General features: G+C 66.8%; 13 protein-coding genes. 9 read left to right on the top strand and 4 right to left on the bottom strand.

Annotation, left to right across the window (positions count from 1 at the left end; genetic code table 11):
* Both ACI38Z_RS02395 and ACI38Z_RS02400 read right to left on the bottom strand, forming a co-directional pair.
* Nucleotides 1–1,109 (bottom strand): 5-methyltetrahydropteroyltriglutamate--homocysteine S-methyltransferase (locus ACI38Z_RS02395; RefSeq protein ID WP_439788588.1); only part of this gene is annotated, 1,109 nt, incomplete at its 3' end.
* 229 nt (nucleotides 1,110–1,338) lie between these two features.
* A complete protein-coding gene (locus ACI38Z_RS02400; RefSeq protein ID WP_439788589.1) occupies nucleotides 1,339–5,067 on the bottom strand; it encodes a phosphoribosylformylglycinamidine synthase in 3,729 nt (1,242 codons plus the stop codon).
* Nucleotides 5,068–5,283: 216 nt separating this feature from the next.
* Between ACI38Z_RS02400 and ACI38Z_RS02405 the strand changes: the two genes are divergently transcribed.
* From ACI38Z_RS02405 to ACI38Z_RS02445, 9 genes are all read left to right on the top strand, one after another.
* Nucleotides 5,284–6,693: a transglutaminase-like domain-containing protein gene (locus tag ACI38Z_RS02405; RefSeq protein ID WP_439788590.1), complete on the top strand. Its 1,410-nt coding sequence runs from the start codon at nucleotides 5,284–5,286 to the stop codon at nucleotides 6,691–6,693.
* Nucleotides 6,694–6,828: 135 nt separating this feature from the next.
* The gene (locus ACI38Z_RS02410; protein WP_439788591.1) at nucleotides 6,829–7,983 is read left to right on the top strand and encodes an exonuclease SbcCD subunit D; all 1,155 of its coding nucleotides are present in this window, start codon (nucleotides 6,829–6,831) and stop codon (nucleotides 7,981–7,983) included.
* Nucleotides 7,984–11,253 (top strand): AAA family ATPase, encoded by a 3,270-nt coding sequence (locus tag ACI38Z_RS02415; RefSeq protein WP_439788592.1) that lies wholly within the window; start codon nucleotides 7,984–7,986, stop codon nucleotides 11,251–11,253. It abuts the gene before it with no gap.
* 119 nt (nucleotides 11,254–11,372) lie between these two features.
* Nucleotides 11,373–13,364 (top strand): BMP family ABC transporter substrate-binding protein, encoded by a 1,992-nt coding sequence (locus ACI38Z_RS02420; RefSeq protein ID WP_439788593.1) that lies wholly within the window; start codon nucleotides 11,373–11,375, stop codon nucleotides 13,362–13,364.
* On the top strand, nucleotides 13,357–14,088 hold the full coding sequence (locus tag ACI38Z_RS02425; protein WP_439788594.1) for a metallophosphoesterase family protein: 732 nt from the start codon (nucleotides 13,357–13,359) through the stop codon (nucleotides 14,086–14,088). The genes ACI38Z_RS02420 and ACI38Z_RS02425 overlap by 8 nt, the downstream gene beginning before the upstream one ends.
* A gap of 22 nt (nucleotides 14,089–14,110) precedes the next feature.
* Nucleotides 14,111–14,995: an EamA family transporter gene (locus ACI38Z_RS02430; protein ID WP_439788595.1), complete on the top strand. Its 885-nt coding sequence runs from the start codon at nucleotides 14,111–14,113 to the stop codon at nucleotides 14,993–14,995.
* A 91-nt stretch (nucleotides 14,996–15,086) separates the two neighbouring features.
* Nucleotides 15,087–15,623, top strand: a complete 537-nt coding sequence (locus tag ACI38Z_RS02435; RefSeq protein WP_439788596.1) for a MarR family winged helix-turn-helix transcriptional regulator — start codon at nucleotides 15,087–15,089, stop codon at nucleotides 15,621–15,623.
* Complete coding sequence (locus ACI38Z_RS02440; RefSeq protein WP_439788597.1) at nucleotides 15,616–17,421, top strand: ABC transporter ATP-binding protein; 1,806 nt, start codon at nucleotides 15,616–15,618, stop codon at nucleotides 17,419–17,421. Before ACI38Z_RS02435 ends, ACI38Z_RS02440 begins: the two co-directional genes overlap by 8 nt.
* Complete coding sequence (locus ACI38Z_RS02445) at nucleotides 17,411–19,225, top strand: ABC transporter ATP-binding protein (protein ID WP_439788599.1); 1,815 nt, start codon at nucleotides 17,411–17,413, stop codon at nucleotides 19,223–19,225. The genes ACI38Z_RS02440 and ACI38Z_RS02445 overlap by 11 nt, the downstream gene beginning before the upstream one ends.
* Nucleotides 19,226–19,274: 49 nt before the next feature.
* Here ACI38Z_RS02445 and ACI38Z_RS02450 read toward each other — a convergent pair whose 3' ends face one another.
* Both ACI38Z_RS02450 and ACI38Z_RS02455 read right to left on the bottom strand, forming a co-directional pair.
* The gene (locus tag ACI38Z_RS02450; RefSeq protein ID WP_439788600.1) at nucleotides 19,275–20,075 is read right to left on the bottom strand and encodes an energy-coupling factor transporter transmembrane component T family protein; all 801 of its coding nucleotides are present in this window, start codon (nucleotides 20,073–20,075) and stop codon (nucleotides 19,275–19,277) included.
* On the bottom strand, nucleotides 20,075–21,928 hold the full coding sequence (locus tag ACI38Z_RS02455) for an ABC transporter ATP-binding protein (RefSeq protein ID WP_439788601.1): 1,854 nt from the start codon (nucleotides 21,926–21,928) through the stop codon (nucleotides 20,075–20,077). Before ACI38Z_RS02455 ends, ACI38Z_RS02450 begins: the two co-directional genes overlap by 1 nt.
* Between the last annotated feature and the right edge of the window lie 95 nt (nucleotides 21,929–22,023).

The raw sequence follows: 22,023 nt of genomic DNA on the forward strand, positions 1-22,023 counted from the left end.
GCCACGCGCTTGACCAGCGCGACCTTGGCCCACTGCTCCTCCTCCGTCAGCTTGTTGCCGATCTCGCAGCTTGCGAAGCCGCACTGGGGCGAGAGGTACAGGTCCTGCAGCGGCACGTACCGCGAGGCCTCGCGGATGCGGCGCTCGAGCAGGTCCTCGTCCTCCAGGCCGGGTTGCTTGGACGTGACGAGGCCGAGCACGACCTTCTTGCCGGGCGCCACGTGGGCAAGAGGCTCGAAGCCCCCGGCGCGCGGCGTGTCGAACTCCAGGTAGAACGCGTCCACGTCCTCCTTGGCAAACAGGTACGGCGCCACCGGGTCGTAGCCGCCCTCGAAGGCGTACGTGGAGTGGTAGTTGCCGCGGCACACGTGCGTGGTGACGGTGAGGTCGTCCGGCCTGCCCTCGAGCGCCGCGTTGTTGAGGCTCACGCCCAGCTCGCACACCTTCTGGATGTCCACCGGTGCGAGGCCCGTCTTCGCCACGAAGTCGCGGTCGCAGTAGATGCCCCAGGTGCAGTCGTCAAACTGGATGTTGCGGCAGCCTGCCGCGTAGAGGTCGGCAATCACGGTGCGGTAGGCGGCCGCGATGTCGGCCGCGAGCTCCTCGTCGTTGGGGTAGACGCTCCGCAGGCTCTCCACCTGTCCGTCCGTGCGGTCCAGGATGACCTCGCTGTAGGTCTGGATGGGCGCGGGGATGGTCTGCTTGGCCACGTTGCCCTCGCTCTCGAGTGCCTTCACGAACTCGTAGTGCCGCACGAAGGGGTGGTTTTTGCCGTCAATCCTTCCCACCACGACGGCGGTGTCGGCCGTGGTCTCCTCGTCGTGGAACCTGTAACCCTCGCGGCTGGCGCGGCGCTCGATCCCGCCGAGCCCCCACATGAAGTCGAGGTGCCAGTAGCTGCGGCGGAACTCGCCGTCCGTGATGACGTGGAGGCCCGCCTCCTTCTGCTTGCGCACGAGGTCGCGGATGGCCTCGTTCTCCACGGTGGTGAGCTGGTCGTCCGTGATGAGCCCGGCGGCGTGGTCCGCGCGGGCCTGCTTGAGGACGTCCGGCCTGAGGAAGCTTCCCACGACGTCGAAGCGGAACGGGGAGTTGTGCGTGTACGGCATGACGGGACCCTTCGTCTTGAGGTTGGCTTTGGGCCGGGTGGGTGGTTCTTCTCGCCCGGCGAAGACCAGTATGGGCGTGGCGGCAGCAATAGAAAACTATCGGTTTCCTACCTATATTCATAGCCAAAGGCTATGTACGCGGGCGAGAAGAACGGGGCCGGATGACTCGCATCCGACCCCGTTGGCTTGCGTCTGTCTGCGTCGCACCGCTTGGCGCGGCTGGGAGCGCCTACTTGAAGTAGGCGACGCCTCCCTCGAAGAGCTTCTGGTACTTGTTGCCCGGGACGTTCTGGTACAGGCCCTTGCCAGAGCGCTCCGTGTGGCCCATCTTGCCGAGCACGCGACCGTCGGGGCTCGTGATGCCCTCGATCGCGAGGACGGAGCCGTTGGGGTTCACGTCCAGGTCCATGGACGGCACGCCGTCCTCGTCCACGTACTGCGTGGCAATCTGGCCGGCCGCCGCCATCTGGGCCAGCAGCTCGTCGGAGGCCACAAAGCGGCCCTCGCCGTGGCTGATGGCGATGGTGTCGACCTCGCCCACGGGCACCTGGGACAGCCAGGGCGAGAGGTTCGAGGCCACGCGGGTGCGGACGAGCCTGCTCTGGTGGCGTCCGATGGTGTTGAAGGTGAGGGTGGGGCACTTCTCGTCCATGGGACGGATGTCGCCAAACGGGACGAGGCCCAGCTTGACCAGCGCCTGGAAGCCGTTGCAGATGCCCAGCATCAGGCCGTCGCGCTTCTGGAGCAGGTCGCGCACGGCCTCGGTCACCTGCGGCGCGCGGAAGAACGCCGTGATGAACTTGGCCGAGCCGTCGGGCTCGTCGCCGCCGCTGAAGCCGCCGGGGATTATGATGATCTGGCTCTTCCTTACCTCGTCCACAAAGGCGTTGGTGCTCTCGGCGACGGCCTCGGGCGTGAGGTTGTTGATGATGAAGGTCTTGGCCTCGGCGCCCACGCGCTCGAAGGCGGCCGCGGAGTCGTACTCGCAGTTGTTGCCCGGGAACACGGGGATCACCACGCGCGGCCTCGGGACCTTGACGAGCGGCGCCGGGCGAGAGACGCCCTTCTCCGCGATGTCGAAGGTCTCCGCCTTGACGGGGTCGCCCTTCTGGCGGTACGGGAAGACGGACTCGATGCCCTCCTCCCAGGCCTCCTGCAGCTCCGCGAGGTCGAGCTCCTGGCCCGCGGCCCACATCTTGTACTCGGCGGAGGTGCCGCCCAGGTAGGTGACGTCAAATCCCTCGCGGTCCGTGGGGATGAACGTGCCGTCGTCCACCTCGATCACAAAGCTGCCGTACGCGAGGCTGAAGAGCCTCTCGAGTGGGAACTCGTTCACGAGACCGAAGCCGATGCGGTTGCCCACGGCGCTCTTGAAGAGCTGCTCGGCCAGGCAGCCGTAGCCCGGGGTCGAGGCGGAGAGGATCACGCCGTAGCCGATGTGCTCCTGGATGAAGTCGAGCACCTTGAGCAGGCTCTGCGGCTCGGGCGTGACGCCGTCGGCCTGGTACTTGGGGCTCACGAGCCACAGGAAGCTGTTGGTGTGCTTGAACTCGGGCGACACGATGCGGTCGAGCTTGCCGAGGCCCGTGGCGAAGGACACCAGGGTGGGCGGCACGTCGAGGTTCTCGAACGAGCCGGACATGGAGTCCTTGCCGCCGATGGAGCCGATGCCCAGGTCCAGCTGCGCCATGAGCGCGCCCAGGACGGCCGCGGTGGGCTTGCCCCAGCGCTCGGGCACGTCGCGGAGCTTCTCGAAGTACTCCTGGAACGTGAGGTACATGGCCTTGCGGTCGATGCCGGCCGCGGCGAGCTTGCAGACGGACTCCACGACGGAGAGGTAGGCGCCCGTGAACTGGTTCTCGCTCATGAGGTAGGGGTTGAAGCCCCATGCCATGCCGGACACCGTGGTGGTCTCGCCAAACACGGGCAGCTTCGCGACCATCGCCATGGACGGCGTGAGCTGGTACTTGCCGCCAAACGGCATGAGGACCGTCGCCGCGCCGATGGTGGAGTCGAAGCGCTCGGAAAGCCCCTTGTTGGAGGCCACGTTGAGGTCGGTCACGAGCGAGTGCATCCTCTGGGAAAGGTCATCGCCCTTGAAGTCCGGCTGGTAGCTGCCCTGCGCCTCGACGTGGACGTCCTGGTGCTTGGGGGCGCCGTTGGACGAGAGGAACTCGCGGCTCACGTCGCAGATCGTCTCGCCGTCCCACACCATGCGCAGCCGCGGCTCCTTGGTCACCTCGGCCACGACGGTCGCCTCGAGGTTCTCCTCGTGTGCGTAGCGCATGAACTCGTCCACGTCCTCGGGCGCCAGCGCCACGGCCATGCGCTCCTGCGACTCGCTGATGGCGAGCTCCGTGCCGTCGAGCCCCTCGTACTTCTTGGGGACCTTGTTGAGGTCGATGTAGAGGCCGTCGGCCAGCTCGCCGATGGCGACGGACACGCCGCCGGCGCCAAAGTCGTTGCAGCGCTTGATCAGGCGGCAGGCGTCCTCGCGGCGGAACAGGCGCTGGAGCTTGCGCTCGGTCGGGGCGTTGCCCTTCTGCACCTCGGCCCCGTCCTTCTCGAGCGACTCCACGTTGTGAGCCTTGGAGCTGCCGGTGGCGCCGCCGATGCCGTCACGGCCGGTGCGTCCGCCCAGCAGGATGATCTTGTCGCCCGGCGCGGGGCACTCGCGGCGCACGTGGCTCGCGGGGGTCGCGCCCACAACGGCGCCGATCTCCATGCGCTTGGCGGCGTAGCCCGGGTGGTAGAGCTCGTCCACCTGGCCGGTGGCGAGGCCGATCTGGTTGCCGTAGGAGCTGTAGCCCGCGGCGGCCGTGCGCACGATCTTGCGCTGCGGCAGCTTGCCCTTGAGCGTCTGGCTCACGGGGACGGTGGGGTCGCCGGCGCCGGTCACGCGCATGGCCTGGTACACGTAGCTGCGGCCGGACAGCGGGTCGCGGATGGCGCCGCCGATGCACGTGGCCGCGCCGCCAAACGGCTCGATCTCGGTCGGGTGGTTGTGCGTCTCGTTCTTGAAGAGGAAGAGCCAGTCCTCGTCCTTGCCGTTGACGTCCACCTTCACCTTGACGGTGCAGGCGTTGATCTCCTCGGACTCGTCCAGGTTCTTGAGGATGCCCTTGCTCTTGAGGTACTTGGCGCCGATGGTGCCCATGTCCATCAGGCAGACGGGCTTCTTGTCGCGGCCGAGCTCGTGACGCACCTCGAGGTAGCGCTTGAACGCGGCCTCGACCACGGCGTCGTCGATCTTCACGTTCTCGAGCTGCGTGCCAAAGGTGGTGTGGCGGCAGTGGTCGGACCAGTACGTGTCGATCATCCTGATCTCGGTGATCGTGGGGTCGCGCTTCTCGCTCTTGAAGTAGTCCTGGCAGAACTCGATGTCGGCGAGGTCCATGGCCAGGCCGCGCTCGTCGATGAAGTCCTGCAGCTGCTTCTTGGTGAGCTTGCCAAAGCCGGTCAGGGTCTCGACCATCTCGGGCTTGGGGTAGTCGACCTTGAGGGTCTTGCGGGTCGCGAGGGACGCCTCGCGCGCCTCGACCGGGTTGATCACGTAGTGCTTGATGGCCTCGACGTCGGCGTCGGACAGCTTGCCGCCCAGGTAGTAGAGCTTCGCGGAGGCGACCTGCGGGCGCTCGCCCTGGCTGATGAGCTGGATGCACTCGCTGGCGGAGTTCGCGCGCTGGTCAAACTGGCCGGGCAGGAACTCCACGGCGAAGACCTTCGCGCCCTTCGCGGCGGGGCGGCGCGTCGTCGCGACGTCCGACTGCGGCTCGCTGAACACGGTGGGGATGCACTGCTCGAAGAGGGACTTCGAGATGCCCTCCACGTCGTAGCGGTTCACGATCCTCAGGTCCTTCAGGCCCTTGATTCCGAGCGTGTGGCGAAGCTCGTGCCCGAGCTGCTGCGCCTCGACGTCAAAGCCTGGCTTCTTCTCTACGTACACACGTGAGACCATTGCTTGCCCTTCTCTTGGGACGTGTGGGGGTTGCGCCCCCAATGATAGCCCCCACCTGCCGCGTCTTGCCTGCCACAGCCGTAAATCCCTCGTTACGAGCAGAATCGTCCGGCGGCCGCGTCCTTGCGGCGGCCTTCCGCGCGGGCGAGAAGGACGTGCCCCCTCGCCCCCTGCGCTATGCTGTGCGCAAAGGCACCCTGACCCGAGGAGCGCGGCATGACCTGCAATCCAAACCTCGACTTCGCCCACCTCAACGACCGGCTGCCGCCGCGCCTGGAGCGCCTGATGGCCGCGGGCGAGCTCGGCCGCGCGTCGCGGCTGGCACGTGTCATGCTCGAGGGCGGCGTCGCGCCCGAGCTCGCGCCGGCCCTGCGCGTGGCGCTCGTCCGCATGGCGCGCGTCCCGCAGGAGTACCGCGTCACGCGCGAGGAGGCGATCGCGCGGCTCGCGGCGGAGGCCCCGGGCTTCGGCGCGGAGCAGCTCGACGCCCTGGTTGACGCGGGCCGCATCGACTTTCGCTACGTGGACGGACAGATGCGCTTCCTTCCCAGCTGGCTCGACTCGCTTCGCATCTACGCCGCCGAGGTCCCGGGCCTTGCGCCGGCGCCGGCCACGGGCGTGCCCGAGCGGGAGGCGATGCTCGCGCGCCTGCATCGCGACGGCGCCATGGCGCTCGAGGTCACGCTGCACGCGCGCCTGGAGGTGCCCGATGCGCCGGCAGGCTCGCGCGTGCGCGCCTGGCTGCCGGTGCCCGCCGCCTGCGAGCAGCAGGACCGGATCGAGGTGCTCGAGGCGACGCTGGGCGCCCACCTCGCGCCCGCGGACGCGCCGCAGCGCACCGCGAGCTGGGACGTTCGCGCGCGGGGCGCCTGCACCTTCGACGTGACCTACCGCTACCGGAGCGTGGCCACGTACCTCTCGCCCGAAGACCTTGCCCAGGGGCGCGTGCCCCAGGCGCGCACGCGCTTGCTGGGCGCCGGCCGCGGAGTCGACCCGGCGCTCTGCCTGGGCGAGCACGAGCCGCACGTGGTCTTCACGCCCCGGCTCAGGCGCCTCGCCGCGCGCGTCACCGCCGGCTGCGACACGCCGCTCGAGCGCGCCCGCGCCATCTACCGGTGGGTCACGGGCAGCGTGGACTACCGCTTCCAGCCGCCGTACTTGCTGCTCGACGGCATCGCGGACATGTCTGCCAGTTCCCTGCGCGCGGACTGCGGGATGTTTGCGCTTCTCTTCATCACGCTCTGCCGCATCGCCGGCGTGCCCGCGCACTGGCAGAGCGGCCTCTCCGTCAAGCCCACGGGCGTCGGCTGCCACGACTGGGCCATGTTCTACGCGGAGCCGTGGGGGTGGCTCTGGGCGGACTGCTCGTTTGGCTCGTCGGCGCGGCGCGAGGGCGACGACGCCCGCCGCGAGCACTACTTTGGCAACCTCGACCCGTGGCGCATGGTCGCGAACTCCCGCGAGTTCGCGCCGTTCGAGCCGGACGACGAGGCGCTGCGCGAGGACCCCTTCGACAACCAGCTGGGCGAGGCGAGCGTGGACGGCGTGGGCCTGAGCGCGCACCAGATGAGACGCTCCGTCGAGCTCGTGGACATGGCGGATTGCGACGCCTTTGCTACGGACTGAGGCTCCCTTGCGCCTGCCTTGCGGGCGGCGCCCGGGCGAGAAGAGCGTTCCAACTTTATCGAACAAACGTACGCATCGCATGATAGAATCGTCAGACAGCCAAATCGCCCGCGGGCGCGGGCGGAGGAGTCGGGGGTGGTGCCATTGAGGCTGCTACATCTTGCGGACCTTCACATCGGCAAGCGCGTGTGCGACTTTCCCATGCTCGAGGACCAGCGCCATGCGCTCTCCCAGGTGCTCGACCTGTTGCGGGGCGGCTCGGTGGACGCGCTGCTCGTGGCAGGGGACCTGTACGACAAGTCGCAGCCGAGCTCGGAGGCCGTGGCGCTCGTCGACTGGTTCCTGTCAGGCGTCGCCGCCACGGGCGTACCCGCCATAGTCATACCGGGCAACCACGACTCCGCCGAGCGCGTGGCTTATGCGGGGAGCCTCCTCGCGAGGCAGGGCATCCACATGGCGCCCGCGTTCGACGGCAACATCGAGCCTGTGGTCCTGCATGACGAGCTTGGCCCCGTCCACGTGTGGCCCATACCCTACCTCCACCCCGCAACGATCAGGCACTTCCTGCCTGATGCCAAGACGGACACCTACACCGACGCGTTCCGCTCGCTCGTGTCGTCGCTTCCCCTGGATGCCGGCGTCAGGAACGTCGCCGTCGTCCACCAGTTCGTGACGGCGGCGGGTTGCACGGTGGAGCGGAGCGACTCCGAGGTCTCGGTCGGCGGCCTCGACAACGTGGACGCGAGCGTGTTCGACCCCTTCGACTACGTCGCCCTCGGGCACATCCACCGTCCCCAGCGCGTCGGTCGCGACACCGTGCGCTACGCCGGTTCGCTCCTCAAGTACTCGCTCTCGGAGGCCGACTACGACAAGTCGATGCCGCTGGTCACGCTCGGGCCAAAAGGTGAGGAGCCCGACATCGAGCTCGTGCCCGTGCGCCCCCTGCACGACCTGAGGAGGATCCGCGGCCCGCTCGACAAGCTCCTCTCGCCCGAGGTCGTCGGCGCGCAGGACGCGAATGACTACCTGCATGTCGTGCTCACGGACGAGAACGTGGAGGTCAATGCCATGGCGCGCCTGCGCGACGCCTACCCAAACGTCATGAGCATCACCTACGACAACGCGCGCACGCGCGCCGCGGGTGTGAGGACGGACGCCGCGGACGCGCCCGCCGAGGCGTCGCCGCTCGAGCTCTTCTCGCGCTTCTACGAGGAACAGAACGGCCTGCCCCTCAGCGAGACGCAGCTCAAGATCGTCCGCGAGGAGCTCAAGGGAATCGAGGCGATGTAGATGCTGCCGCTCAAGCTGACCATGTCCGCATTCGGCCCCTATGCCGACGAGGTGACGATTGACTTCTCCCAGCTCGGGACGTCGGGCATCTACCTCATCTGCGGCGACACCGGTGCCGGTAAGACCACGATCTTCGATGCGATATCGTTCGCCCTGTTCGACAGGCCGAGCGGCGAGTTCCGCCAGTCGCGGAACCTCAGGAGCGACTTCGCCAAGCCGGACGTGAAGACCTTCGTCGAGCTGGAGTTCGAGCACAACGGAAACCGCTACCGCGTTCACCGCAACCCAGCCTACGAGCGTCCGAAGCTGCGTGGCGAGGGTGTCACCACGGAAAGCCCGGACGCGAGCCTCGAGAACCTCTCCCGTCCGGACGAGGCGCCCGTGAGCAAACCCTCCGCAGTGAACGAGAAAGTCAAAGAGCTCCTTGGCATCGACCGTGACCAGTTCTCCCAGATCGTGATGATCGCCCAGGGCGACTTCCGTCGTCTGCTCGCCGCGAATACCAAGGAGCGTTCCGAGATCCTGCGCAGGCTCTTTGGCACGGGCCCCTATCTGAGCTTCGAGAAGGCGCTCGAGGAGCGCCGCAAGAAGCTGGCGGAGAAGGGACAATCCATTCGTGACAACATCCGCGGCGTGATGGGCATGATTTCGGTCGAGGGCGACGAGGGTCGTTCCGAAGCCCTCTCGCACGCACGGGACCTGGATGTGCCGGACGTCGACTCGCTCCTCTCGGTCCTTGCGGAGCAGGATGAGTATGACGAAGAGCTCCTCGCCTCGCTTGGCTCGCGGCTGACCGAGGTGCGCTCCAAGAAGGATGGGGTGAACGTCCTTATGGAGCGCGCCCGGCAGGTCGACATGACGCGGAGGGACATCAAGGCGGAGAGAGACGCCCTTGCCGTGGCGGAGGGGCTTGCCGGCAAGAGGAGACGCGAGCTGGCCGAATGGGAGGCGCGCGAGCCCGAGGCCCAGGCTCTTGCCGACAAGGTCGCGGTGCTGAAGGGCGAGCTGCCGCGCTATGGGGAGCTCGACCGGATGCGCGGCCAGGCTGACGCCGCGCACCAGAACCTGGACGACGCGGCAAGCGCGCGCAGTGAGGCGCAACGGCAGCACGACGATGCGTCGACAAGGCTCCGAGAGGCGCAGGACCGCAGGGACCAACTCTCCGGAGTGGCTGCCGAGCTCGAGCGCGCGCACGCCGCGGCGTCGGAGGCAGAGCGTGCCCTCGATCGCGCCCAGAAGGCCGTCTCCGACTGTCAGGAGCTCGAGCGTCGCAAGGGGGAGGTGAGCGCCGCAACGAGGCGTGCGAACGATGCCGCCGTGAGGCTCCAGTCCGAAAGGGGCGAACTCGAGAAAGCCGAGCGAAATGTCGGCGACTTGGAGTCGCGCGCGGAGAGGCTCTCGGACGCGCCTGAGCGCCTCGCCCGTGCGGAAGCCTCGCTTGCGGAGCTGAGGCGCCTCTCGGACCAGGCGTCGGATGCGCTCTCGAAGATAAGGACGAGGGAGAAGGCGGTAGCGGGCGCAAAGCGAGCCTGGGAAGTCGCGAAATCTGCGCAGAGAGACGCGGGCGATGAGTTCGCCGAGGCTCAGCAGGCGTACACGCGCGCGGAGCGGGCGTTCTTCGACGGCCAGGCGGGGATCATGGCAAGCGAACTCGCCGAGGGCCAGCCCTGTCCCGTGTGCGGGTCGACGGTTCACCCGACTCTTGCACATCTCGCGGGGGACGTACCGACGCAAGACGAGGTGGAGGCTAGCCGCGAGGCTGCCGATGACGCGCGGAAGAGGCTCGAGGCGACTTCCTCGTCCACATCGAAGGCGGGTGCGCTCCTGTCCTCTGCAAGGCAGGAACTCGAACGCCTAACGCAGGTAGAAGGAGACGCCCAGGAGGTCGCGGGTAGAATCTCGGAGCTGGAGGGCAGGAGGACGGACGTCGAGGGCGAGCGATCCTCGGCGGATGCCGACTCCAAGTCCCTCGAATCGACCAGGAGGGCTCTGAATTCCGCGCGCTCGAAGCTCGAGGACGCGCGTGGCATGGTCGAGGCGGCGCAATCGTCCAAGTCAGAGGCGGACGCACGTCTCGGACAGGCAATCGTTGCGCTGCGGGAGTTCAAGAACGCCGTCGATGTGGAAGACGCCTCGGAGGCGAAGCGTGCGCTCGAATCAGCCCAGCGGGGTCTTGCGAGTGAGAAGGCGGAGGAGAGGCGCCTCCTCGCCCTGGCGGACGAGCGCAAGGACGTCGAGGCAAAGCTTCCGACGCTTGCATCTGCGGCTCGGGACGCCGATGCGAGACTGGAGGCGGCGAGGTCGGAAGAAGCGACCGCAAGAACAACGCTCTCGAGCCTCGAGGCAAAGGTGCAGACGCTTGTGCAGGGTCTCAGCCTAGAAAGCGGCAGCGATGCCGAGCGCAGGGCGAGAGAGCTCGACGACGCGCGTTCGAAGATCGTCTCCGGAACCGCTGCGGCACGGACGGCGCTCGAGACGGCAATGAGGGATGTCGAGGCGAGGAAGAGGACGCGCGGTGCTCTCGAGCAGCGACTTTCCTCCCTTGAGGACGGCTTGGAGGCGAATTCCGAGGAACTCGGTGCCAAGGCGGCCGAGCTCGAGGCCATGCGCGCGAACCTCGAGGAGAGGAACTCCGCGGTTGGCATGAGGCACAAGTCCAACCGCGAGGTGGCGAAGAGGCTGAGGGACCTCGAGTCGCGCTATGGGGAGGTGTCGGCAACCTACGGGGAGGTGAGCGCACTCGCTTACACGGCAGCGGGTAAGCTTTCTGGCAAGGAACGTCTCAGCTTCGAGACGTACCTCCAGGCACGCTGGTTCGACCGCGTGATCGCAGCTGCTAACCGGAGGCTCGACGTAATGACGAACGGGAGGTTCGAGCTGGAGCGTCACAAGGGCCAGCGAACCGGTTCGGCGCAATCGGGGCTCGACCTCGACGTGCGTGACACCTTCACCGGGAAGCCGCGTCCCGCCTCAACGCTGTCCGGAGGTGAGTCGTTCAAGGCGTCCCTGTCACTCGCTCTTGGCCTTTCGGACGTGGTGCAGGCGAGTGCCGGTGGAGTCCGCCTGGATGCGATGTTCGTGGACGAGGGGTTCGGTACGTTGGACGAGGAGTCGCTTGGTCTTGCGGTGCGCACGCTGTCCGACCTGTCCGGATCGAACAAGCTTGTGGGAATCATCAGCCATGTCGAGGAGTTACAGGAGTCCATCGACCGAAAGATCGTCGTCGAGTCGACGCGCAATGGCTCTCATGCCCATATCGAGCTTGGATAGGCAGGGATGCGGTGGGTCTTGGCCGCCTACCGCAGACCGTGCGCTATCGTATATCTGCCCCGCGGTCACGCGGGACGCTTCCATAGCTGCGACAGGTGTAGGACGGAGGGCGCCTGACCATGATCGAGGACTACAAGAAGGCACTCAAACTTGGCGTTCGTGATGGCAAGCTCGACGTATCGGCTGGCAGGTATCCCCATCCTCCGGTCCTCGAGGAGCTCGTTCCGAACGTCCAGACGCTCTCCCAGGTTCATCTCGGCGTCATGCAGATTCCGCTTGAGATGGTCATTGGTACGCGTACGACAGGACGCCAGGATGCATTCTCCCGCTCGTTCATGCCGCTGCTCGGTCCCAAGACGGAGTTTGCGACCAAATGGTCCCACCTGTATGACGCCCAGATGGAAGAGGGATTTCGTGACCCAATCAAGGTCTACGAGTACCTTCATCGCTTTTATGTCGAGGAGGGGAACAAGCGCACGTCGGTCCTCAAGTACCTGGGATCTCCGTCGATAGAGGCGGATGTCACCAGGGTCATGCCCGCAGCAGACCAAGCGCGACAGGACTCAACGGCGCGGCAGGGTGGAGACGATCGGCCTGATGGAGACAATGCCGGCCAGATCCCTGACATGGACCAGTACGGCGAGTTCCTCCAGTTTTGGCGTTCCGCCCCAACCTACGAGATCGAGTTTTCGCATCCTGGCTCGTATGAGAGGCTTGCGCATCATCTCGGGCGTCACCTGGGCGAGCCGTGGCCCGACGACGTTGTTCGAAACCTTCAGTCGACCTATCTCTTCTTCAAGTCCGTCTACATGAAGGCAGGCGGATCGCACCTTGACATCACGGCTGGCGACGCGTTTCTCATATACATGGACATCTTCGGGTCGAGCAATCTGCGTGACACGCCTGCCGCGGTTGTCCGCGAGAGGCTCCTGAAGGTCTGGGCGGAACTTGCCGCCAGCAGCTCGGGAAGCGAGACGCTGCTCGTGAGCGAGCCGTCGGGCAGTTCCTTTGGTTCGTCCCCGTTCGTCAACCGCCAACAGTACTCAACCCAGCATCCGCTTGTTGCCGCCTTCGCATATCGCGGGAGTCTGTCCGACTCCTTCTGGTCGAGGGCCCATGACGAGGGGAGACGCGCGCTGGAGGATTGCTATGGCGGCGTCGTGAGGACTCTCGCCTATGAGGGGTGCGCGGACGAGGAGACGTTTGCCTCGGCTGTTGCGGATGCCGTGTCGAAGGGTGCGGAGGTGTTCTTCTCGTGTTCCCCCGAACTCATGGACATGACCGTTCGGGCTGCGGCAGAATTCACGGGAACGCACTTCCTCAACTGCTCGATGAACCTGCCGCATGGTCTTGTCCGTTCGTATTATGGGCGGATGTACGAGGCGAAGTTCATCGCGGGCGCGCTCGCGGCGAGCCTTGCGGACGACCATGTTGTCGCATACAGGGCTCACCTTCCCCTCTACGGCTCCGTCGCGGAGATCAACGCGTTTGCGGAGGGGGTTGCCATCTGCGATCCCCGGGCGCGCGTGGTCCTCGACTGGGCGCGAAGACGCGAGGACAGCGACATGGAAGACCTCGTGGGCAAGGGCATCACAACGATCTGTGGGTCTGACGTGACGCCGCCCTTTGACGATCCGCTCGCTTATGGGCTCTACAAGGTAAGGGACGGAAGGGTGCGCAACATTGCGGTCCCCACATGGAACTGGGGAAGGTATTACCAGCTCATCGTGGGGAGCCTGCTTGCGGGCAACCTGCCAGGCGTCTCCTCCGCGGAGTCATCCGAGCAGAGTCCCGACTCGCATGCCGTCACGTACTGGTATGGCATGTCTACAGGTGTGATTGATCTCAGGCTCTCGAAGGACCTCCCCCACGGATCGAGGAAGCTTGTGGAGCTGTTACGACGTGGGATAACGTCCGGATCCATCAGCCCGTTCATGGGGGAGCTTGTGAGCAAGGACGGCATCGTGAGCGACGAGGGCTCGACATCGCTGACGAGCAACCAGATCGTCTCGATGGACTGGCTTGCCGATAACGTCGATGGCGAGCTGCCGGATGACCTTGAGAAGCTCTATGACGTGAGCGGCAAGACGAGTGGTGAGGCCGGTGAGTGAGTCGAAGCTGAGGGTGCTCGCGGTGGCGGACGTCGAGGAGCGGGCGCTCTGGACGGGCAACGTCGCACAGCGCTTCAGTGACGTCGACCTCATCCTCGCGGCGGGTGACCTCGATGCCGATTACCTCGAGTTTCTCGTCACCATCATCAACAAGCCGCTCTTCTATGTGCATGGCAACCACGACGAGGGGTACGTAAGGAACCCTCCCCTTGGCTGCATCTGCGTCGATGATGCCGCCTACGTGTATCGCGGGCTCCGGATCGTGGGGCTGGGAGGGTCGAGGCGCTATCGCGAGGGGACGTACATGTACACCGAGCGCCAGATGCGACGGCGCATACGAAAGGTCTCCAAGCAGGCGAGGATGCTTGGCGGTGTCGACCTCCTGCTCTGCCACGCCCCGGTCAGGGGCGTGGGCGACCTTGATGACATTCCGCACCAGGGGTTCGAAAGCTTGGGCGAAATGGTCGAGAGATGGCATCCGCAGTACCTTGTGCACGGGCACGTGCACAAGGGATATACCTCGGACTTTCGTCGCGAGCGCACCATGGAGACCGGAACGAAGGTCGTGAACGCCTTCGGACACGTGGTCTTCGACGTCGGGGTGGGCCAGCTCTCCTATGGGTGGAGGCAGTCACTCGTGAACAGGCACACGCTCAAGGTGAGTGACGAGCTGACCGCGCAGGAGGAGGGTGTCCTAGGCGCAGGCTGGTCGTACGGTCGGTAACGGGATTCGGGGAGAAGGTCTCATGTGGATTCTAGCGGCGATAGGTTCGGCATTCTTCGCGGGCGTGACGTCGATTCTCGCAAAGCTCGGCATCAACAAGACTGACTCGGACGTCGCGACCGCGATACGCACCATAGTCGTTCTCGCCTTCTCTTGGCTCATGGCCGCCATAACGGGGCAGGTCGGCGCAATCACCAGCGTCTCCGGCGAGTCCTGGGCGTTTCTCGCCCTGTCGGGCATCGCGACGGGCGCGAGCTGGATCTGCTACTTCAAGGCGCTCTCGATGGGCGACGTGAACAAGGTCGTCCCCATCGACAAGACGTCGTCCGTGCTCACGATCCTCCTTGCGATCGTGCTGTTTGGCGAGGACAGCAACCTGGCGGTCAAGCTTGTCGGCTCCGCGGCGATCCTCGTGGGGACGCTCCTCATGGTCCAGCACGAGGCGGGTGCGGAAGAGGGGCGGACCACGGCCAAGGGCCACACGTACCTTGCGTACGCGGTTGCCTCTGCGGTCTTTGCCGCCCTGACCTCGATCCTCGCGAAGGTGGGGATAGCGGGCGTGCCCTCCAACCTCGCGACTGCCATCAGGACCTGCTTCGTTCTCGTGATGGCGTGGCTCGTCGTGGGCATGCGCGGGAAGCTCGAGCTCGTGAAGCCTCGCGTGCTGGACGCCCGCGAGCTTGGGTTCATCTGCCTTTCGGGAATCGCAACGGGCGCAAGCTGGCTCTGCTACTACTTTGCCATCCAGAACGGCCAGGTGAGCGTCGTCGTCCCCATCGACAAGCTCTCGATCTTGGTGTCGATGGCCTTTGCGGCCGTCGTGTTCCACGAGCGCTACACCAAGCGGTCTCTGCTGGGGCTCGCGATCATCACGGCCGCGACCGTCGCCATGGCGGTGTGGTCGTAGGACACTCTCCCGGGTCGTCGATTGCATATTGTCCGAATTCGGATTAGCATGGTGGCCTAATGTCCGAATTCGGATTTTGATGGGAGAGGTTATGGACTCGAATCTCGAGAGGGGAGGAGGTCCGTCCAGCGGCTCGTCCAGGGTCCGCGACATCGACATCCTGTTTCGCGAGTCCGATCGGCTCTACTACGAGGTCTCTCGCGGTTGCGGGTTGTCCCTGGCGGCTTACTGGACGCTCGTGTCCGTCGTCACGCAGGGGAGCGCGACGCAGGCGCAGATTGCCGACGACATGGCAATGTCGCGCCAGACGGTGAACTCGGCCGTCAAGTCCCTCGAGAAGCGCGGCTACGTGCGTCTCGACCCGACCGACGATGGCCGCCACGCAAAGATGGTGACGCTTACCGATTGCGGGAGGGCCTTCTGCGACGACAACGTGAACCCTGCCGTGGAGGCAGAGGAGCGAGCGTTCGCGTCTCTCCCCGAGGAGGACCGGGCTGAGTTCGTGCGGCTGATTCACGGGTACGTGGATGCGATCGACCTCGAGATGGGACGGATCATACGGAGCCGGGAGACTCTCTCGGCGGATTCCGACGACAAGGGAGAAAGGGAGGGAAGAGAGCATGGCTAAGGGAAACGTGGGCGAGAAGGACGTGGAGCGCGACTACAGCAAGTCGCAGTCGGCAAGGTTGCTTGCCAGGCTCCTGTCGCCCTACAAGGGCATGTGCGTCCTGACGCTTCTGATGCTCCTCTGTGACGTGGTGGGAACGCTCTATGTGCCGACCGAGCTCTCGGCGCTCATCAACGCCGCGATCTCGCCGAAGGGCTCGCCCGAGCTCCTCTCGCACGGGCTGTCGATGCTCGCGGCGTCGGTCATCGGGTCTGGCGGCTGCATCGTCTCGTACTTCCTGGCATCGCGTCTCGCGGCGAATGTCGGTCGCGACATGCGGGTCGCCGTGTATCGCAAGTCGCTCGATCTCAGCGGCTTCGACTTCGAGCAGTTCGGCACCGGCTCGATGATCACGCGAACGCTTTCCGACGCCAACGTGGTGCAGCAGACGCTCCTCATGACGTTCATCATGCTCGCCCCAGTGCCCGTCATCTGCGTCGTCTCGATCGTCCTCTCGTTTGGGGTCGACTACCAGATGGGATGGCTGCTCTTCTCCATCAGCGTGGTCATGGCCTTGATCATGATCGCCGCGGTGCGCAGGTCCGCCCCGATCTTCCTCATCATGCAGGGCTTCGTGGACCGTATGAACACGCGGCTTCGCGAGCACATCACGGGCGTTCGCGTCATCCGCGCCTTCGGCAAGGAGGAGGACGCGCGCAGGGGACTCGACGAGACCTTCGAGGACTATGCCAGGAACGCGATCCGCGTCAACATGGTGTTCGCCACCGCGGACTGCGCCACGTTCTTCCTCATGAACCTGGTGGAGGTCCTGGTCATGTGGATCGGGGCCGACCGCGTCGGCGCGCACGCCATGCAGATAGGCTCGATCTCCGCGCTGGTCGAGTATGCCATGATCATCATGTTCTTCATGATGATGGGGCAGTTCGCCATCCTCCAGCTTCCCCGTGCCATGGCGTGCCTCACGCGCGCGTCGCAGGTTCTCGCGGCGGTCCCGTCCGTTGCCGACCCGGCTGAGCCAAAGCCGCTTCCAACGGGCGCCAGCTCGGCGGGCGACGTGGTCGCGAGCTTCGACCACGTGGGCTTCCGCTACGCAGACGCCGACGAGGAGACACTCCACGACGTCGACTTCAGGCTGAGGCGCGGCGAGGTCACCGCGGTGATCGGCAACACCGGGTCGGGAAAGTCCACCATCGCGAAGCTTCTCCTGCGCTTCCACGACGTGACGTCCGGAAGCCTCTCGTTCCTGGGCATGGACGTGAGGGAGCTTTCGCAGGCCGACCTGCGCGCACGCATCGGCTACGTGCCCCAGAAGGCCTGGCTCTTCTCGGGAACCGTCGCGCAGAACCTGCGCGACGGAGACGAGTCGGCGGACGAGGAGCGTCTCTGGCACGTGATCGACGTCGCCCAGGGAGGCTTCGTCCGCGACCTTCCCGAGGGCCTCGACGCGCCGGTCTCGCAGGGCGGATCGAACTTCAGCGGCGGGCAGCGGCAGCGTCTCGCCATCGCCCGCGCGCTCGTTCGCAGGGCCGACCTCTACGTGTTCGACGACTCGTTCAGCGCGCTCGACTTCAAGACGGACGCGCTCCTGCGTCACGCGCTCAAGGACGAGCTCTCGGATGCGGCGGTGGTCATCATCGCGCAGCGCGTGAGCACCATTCGAGACGCGGCCCAGATCGTCGTGCTCGACGAGGGCAGGGTCGTGGGCCTGGGCACCCATGACGAGCTGATGCGGACGTGCCCGACGTACCAGGCGATAGCCAGGTCCCAGCAAGGGGGAGGTGTGGAAGATGAGCGATAGGAAGGAACCGGAGGAGAAGGACGAGCTCGACGTTCCCGAGAACGGCGTCCTTACGGCTCGCAGGCTCTGGGGCGCGGCAAGGGGGCTGCGCTGGCGCGTGGTCGTGGCCACGGTGGCCGCGATTCTCTACGTGACGTGCGACCTCATCACGCCGATATACGCGGCTCACCTGATCGACCTCCTGTGGGGAAACATCAAGGCGACGTTCGCGAAGGGCGAGCCCTTCGTGGTCAACCTCGACAACGGCGGTCGGGAGCTTCTGGTCTACCTTGGCATCTGGATGCTCGCCTGGGTCTTCTACAGCACCCAGTCGCTCGTGATGGCGAGCTTTGCGGAACGGCTCAATCTCAAGCTGCGCAAGGAGATTTCGGCCAAGGTGGGACGTCTGCCCCTACGCTACTTCGACGGGCACAAGCCGGGCGACACCATCAGCCGCGCCACGAACGACCTGGACAAGGTGAGCGAGGTCCTGCAACGCGGACTCCTCCAGATCATCATCTCGGCGATAACGCTCGTGGGCGCCCTCATCCTCATGTTCCGCATGGACGTCCTTCTCTCCTCTGTCTTCCTCGCGTTCATCGTCGCGGCGCTCGCGCTCACCAAGTTCGTGGCGAGCCGGACGCTCGTCGTCGCGGGCAGGCGCCAGGAGGTGCTTGGCCGCCTGACCGGAAGGGTCGAGGAGGCCTACAGCGGCCGCACCATCGTGAAGGCGTTCGGTCGCGAGCAGGCGAGCCTGGGACAGATAGAGGCCGACTCGCAGGAGCTGGCGCGCGTGAGCGCCCACGCGGACTTTCTCACGAACGCAATCTCGCCGGCCATCAGGTTCCTCACGAGGCTCTCGCAGGTCATCTGCGGACTCCTCGCGGGCGGGATGCTCGTGGCTGGTAGGCTCACCATCGGCTCGTTCCAGGCGTTCTTCCAGTACGTGTTCAAGGCGTCCGAGCCCATCACGCAGCTCTCGCTCACGGTGAACATGCTGCAGGGGGCGCTCGCGGCCGCGGAGCGCGTGTTCAGGCTGCTGGACGAGGAGGAGGTCGTGCCCGACCCGGCGGAGCCGGCGCGCCTTCCCGAACATGTGGAGGGCTGCGTCGCCTTCGAGCACGTGCGCTTTGGCTACGCTCCGGACAAGCCCCTCATGACGGACGTCAGCTTCGTCGCGGAGCCGGGCCAGAAGGTCGCCATCGTGGGTCAGACGGGCGCCGGCAAGACGACCCTCATCAACCTGCTCATGCGCTTCTACGAGGTCGATGGCGGCCGTATCACGCTCGACGGCGTCGACACGCGGAGGCTCACGCGCGCGGACCTGCGCCGGCAGTTTGGCATGGTGCTGCAGGACGCATGGCTGTTCGAGGGCACCATCGCCCAGAACATCGCCTACGGCAGGAGCGACGCGACGCGCGAGGACGTCGAGGCCGCCGCAAGGGCCGCGCACGTCGACTACTTCGTCCGCACCCTGCCCGACGGGTACGACACAGTGCTCGCGAACGATGCCGAGAACATCAGCCAGGGGCAGCGCCAGCTGCTCACGATCGCGCGGGCCATGCTCATGGACCCGGCCATCCTCATCCTGGACGAGGCGACCTCGAGCGTGGACACGCGCACCGAGCAGTACATCACGCGCGCCATGGAGGCCATCATGGAGGAGCGCACGAGCTTCGTGATCGCGCACAGGCTCTCGACCATCGTGGACGCGGACCTCATCCTCGTGATGGACCACGGAAACATCGTGGAGAAGGGCACCCACCAAGAGCTCCTCGCCAAGGGCGGGACGTACGCCGAGCTCTACAGGAGCCAGTTCGCGTAGGCGCGGAGGCGCACGGAGGCCCCGCATCCCCAGGGTGCGGGGCACCTTTTTATAGCGTGCCCAGGAGGAGAAGGACCACCACGTACGCCGCGCAGACGGCCAGGGCCAGCCAGTCCCGCGCACCCATGCGCAGCGGGTGCCAGTGGCTGCGCGCCGCGCCGCCCTCGTAGCAGCGGGCGTCGAGCGCCCTCGAGAGGCCCTCGGCATGGTGGGCAGAGCTTGCCAGGAGGGCGACCACCACGGGGCCAATGGCCCGCACGCGGTGCGCGAGCGAACCCTCGCCCACGGCACCGCCGCGTGCCGCCTGTGCGTCGACGATGGCCTGCGCCTCGTCCGCGATGGTGGGGATGAAGCGCAGCATGAGCGAGAAGACCATGGCGAGCTCGTGCCCGGGCAGCCCCAAGGCCGAGAGCGGTGCCAGGCACGCGTCCACGGCATCCGTGAGCTGGGTGGGCGTGGTGGTGAAGAGCATGAGCGCCCCCATGAGCACCGCGACGGTGAAGCGCAGCGGGTAGCAGATGGCGTACCAGAGTCCGTCCGCCGTGATCCGGAGGGCCCCCAGGGCGAGGAGCACGCGTCCTTCTCGCACGTAGAAGAGGTTGAAGAGGCCCAGCAGGAACAGCATGACCACGAGGGGCCTCACGGAGCGAAGCGCCTGGCGCACGGGGACCTTGGAGAGGCCGAGCACGGCCGCGGCGAACGCGAGCGCGAGCGCCAGCTGCACCGGCGTCTGCACGAAGAAGACCGTGATCATGACCGCGAGCGCGGCGCCCACCTTGGCGCGCGGGTCGAGGCGGTGTATGCAGGAGTCGCGGGGGACGTACTGTCCCATGGAGATGCGAAGGGCCATCAGTCGCCTCCCCGGTCGTGTCCGCCGAGCGCGGCAAGCGCGTCGGCCAGCGCCTCCGTCGTGAGCGGGGCGGAGTCGTGACTCAGGTCGAGGGGGACGCCGCGCTCGCGGAGCGCCATCGCCCAGGCGAGCGGGGCGGGGAGGCCGAGCCCGCACTCGCGCAGCAGCCCGGCGTGGGCTGGCGTGAAGACCTCCTGCGGCGTGCCCGCCATGAGCAGGCGTGCGTTGTTGAGGACGACGACCTGGTCGGAGCGGGCGGCGTCCTCCATGGAGTGCGTGACCTGGATGATCGTGACGCCGTGCGCGCGGAGGTCGGACAGGATGCGCCGGAGCTCCGCGCGGCCGCGGGGGTCGAGGCCGGCGGTGGGCTCGTCCAGCACGAGGGCCTGCGGGCGCATGGCGAGGATGCCGGCGATGGCGCAGAGCCGCTGCTGGCCGCCGGAGAGCTCGAAGGGGGAGACCTTCTCCCTGCCCGAGAGGCCCACGAGCTCGAGCGCGCGGCTGGCGCGGCGTGTGACCTCGGCATCGTCCAGCCCGAGGTTGCGCGGGCCATAGCACACGTCCTGCCAGACCGTCTCCGCGAAGAGCTGGCGCTCGGGGTGCTGCATGACGTAGCCGATGCGCTGGTGCACGAGGCGGCGCGCCTTGCGCGGCCGCGTGTCGACGCCGCCGACCACGATGCGGCCCGCGTCGGGTGCGTCGAGCGCGCACATGAGGCGCGCGAGGGTCGACTTGCCGGAGCCGGTCTGGCCCACGATGGAGGTGAGCGAGCCGCTCGGCACGGAAAGGCTCACGTCGTCGAGGGCGCCCCTCGCGCCGGCGCCACCCCGTGTCGCGGATGACCCGGCATAGGAGAAGGACACGCCCTCCACGCTGACGGCCGGGTCCCCGACGGTGGCTTGGGCCTGGGCCGAAGCCTGGGTTTGGGACTGAGTCAGGGCCGCTGGCGCGGGGGCCGCGTCCCTCTCGCCCGCGTGGGCGTGCGGCGTGGCGCAGGCGGAGGCGATGGAGGCCCTGAGTGCGTCGGCGTCGCAGGTCCAGGGGACGTCGACGCCGCGCGTGCGAAGGAGCTCGGACAGGCGCGCCGCGAAGGGCGGCTCGAGGCCGAGGGCACGGAGCTCGCGCTCGTGCGAGAAGACCTCGTCCGGCGTGCCGGAGAGCGCGATGCGGCCCCGGTCGAGCACGATGACGCGGTCGGCCGCGAACGCCTCCTCCATGAAGTGCGTGACGTGCACCTGCGTGATGCCGTCGCGCGCGAGGGCGTCCATCACGCGCATGATCGAGCGGCGCCCGCGGACGTCCAGGAGGGCGCCCGGCTCGTCGAAGACGATGACGGACGGCTCCATGGCCAGGGCCCCGGCGATGGCGACGCGCTGCTTCTGGCCGCCGGAGAGCCTGGTGGGGTCCGCCTTGGCGTAGTCCTGCATGGCGACGCGGTGGAGCTCGCGGCGGACGCGCTCGCCGATCTGGGCGGGGTCGACGCCCAGGTTCTCGGGGCCGAAGGCGACGTCCTCCTCGACGACGGTCGTGACGAGCTGGTCGTCCGGGTTCTGGAAGACGAGGCCGAGCTCGCGGCGCGCCCTGCGGTACGCCGCGAAGTCGACCTTGCCCTCGCGCATGACGGGCTCGCCCACGAGCGTGACCGAGCCGGCGTCCGGCGCGAGCAGCCCGCAGATGACCGACGCGAGCGTGGACTTGCCCGAGCCGTTGGGCCCGAGCACGCAGAGCCGCTCGCCCGGCGCGACCTCGAGGCTCACGTCCACAAGCGCCTGCACGTCAGTCTCGAAGTGGAGGCTGACGTGCGAGAGGCTGACCGCGGCGTCGCCGCGGGCTATGGTTGCGCTTGGCTGCAAGGCGCTAGTTCCCGAGCGCCTTGGTGACCGGCTTGTAGACGAGCGTGGTCACGACGGCGTTGATGACGACCTTGAGCACGTTGAACGGCAGGAGC

The organism is Parafannyhessea sp. (assembly GCF_051876455.1).
In the GTDB taxonomy this organism is placed as follows: Bacteria; Actinomycetota; Coriobacteriia; order Coriobacteriales; family Atopobiaceae; genus Parafannyhessea.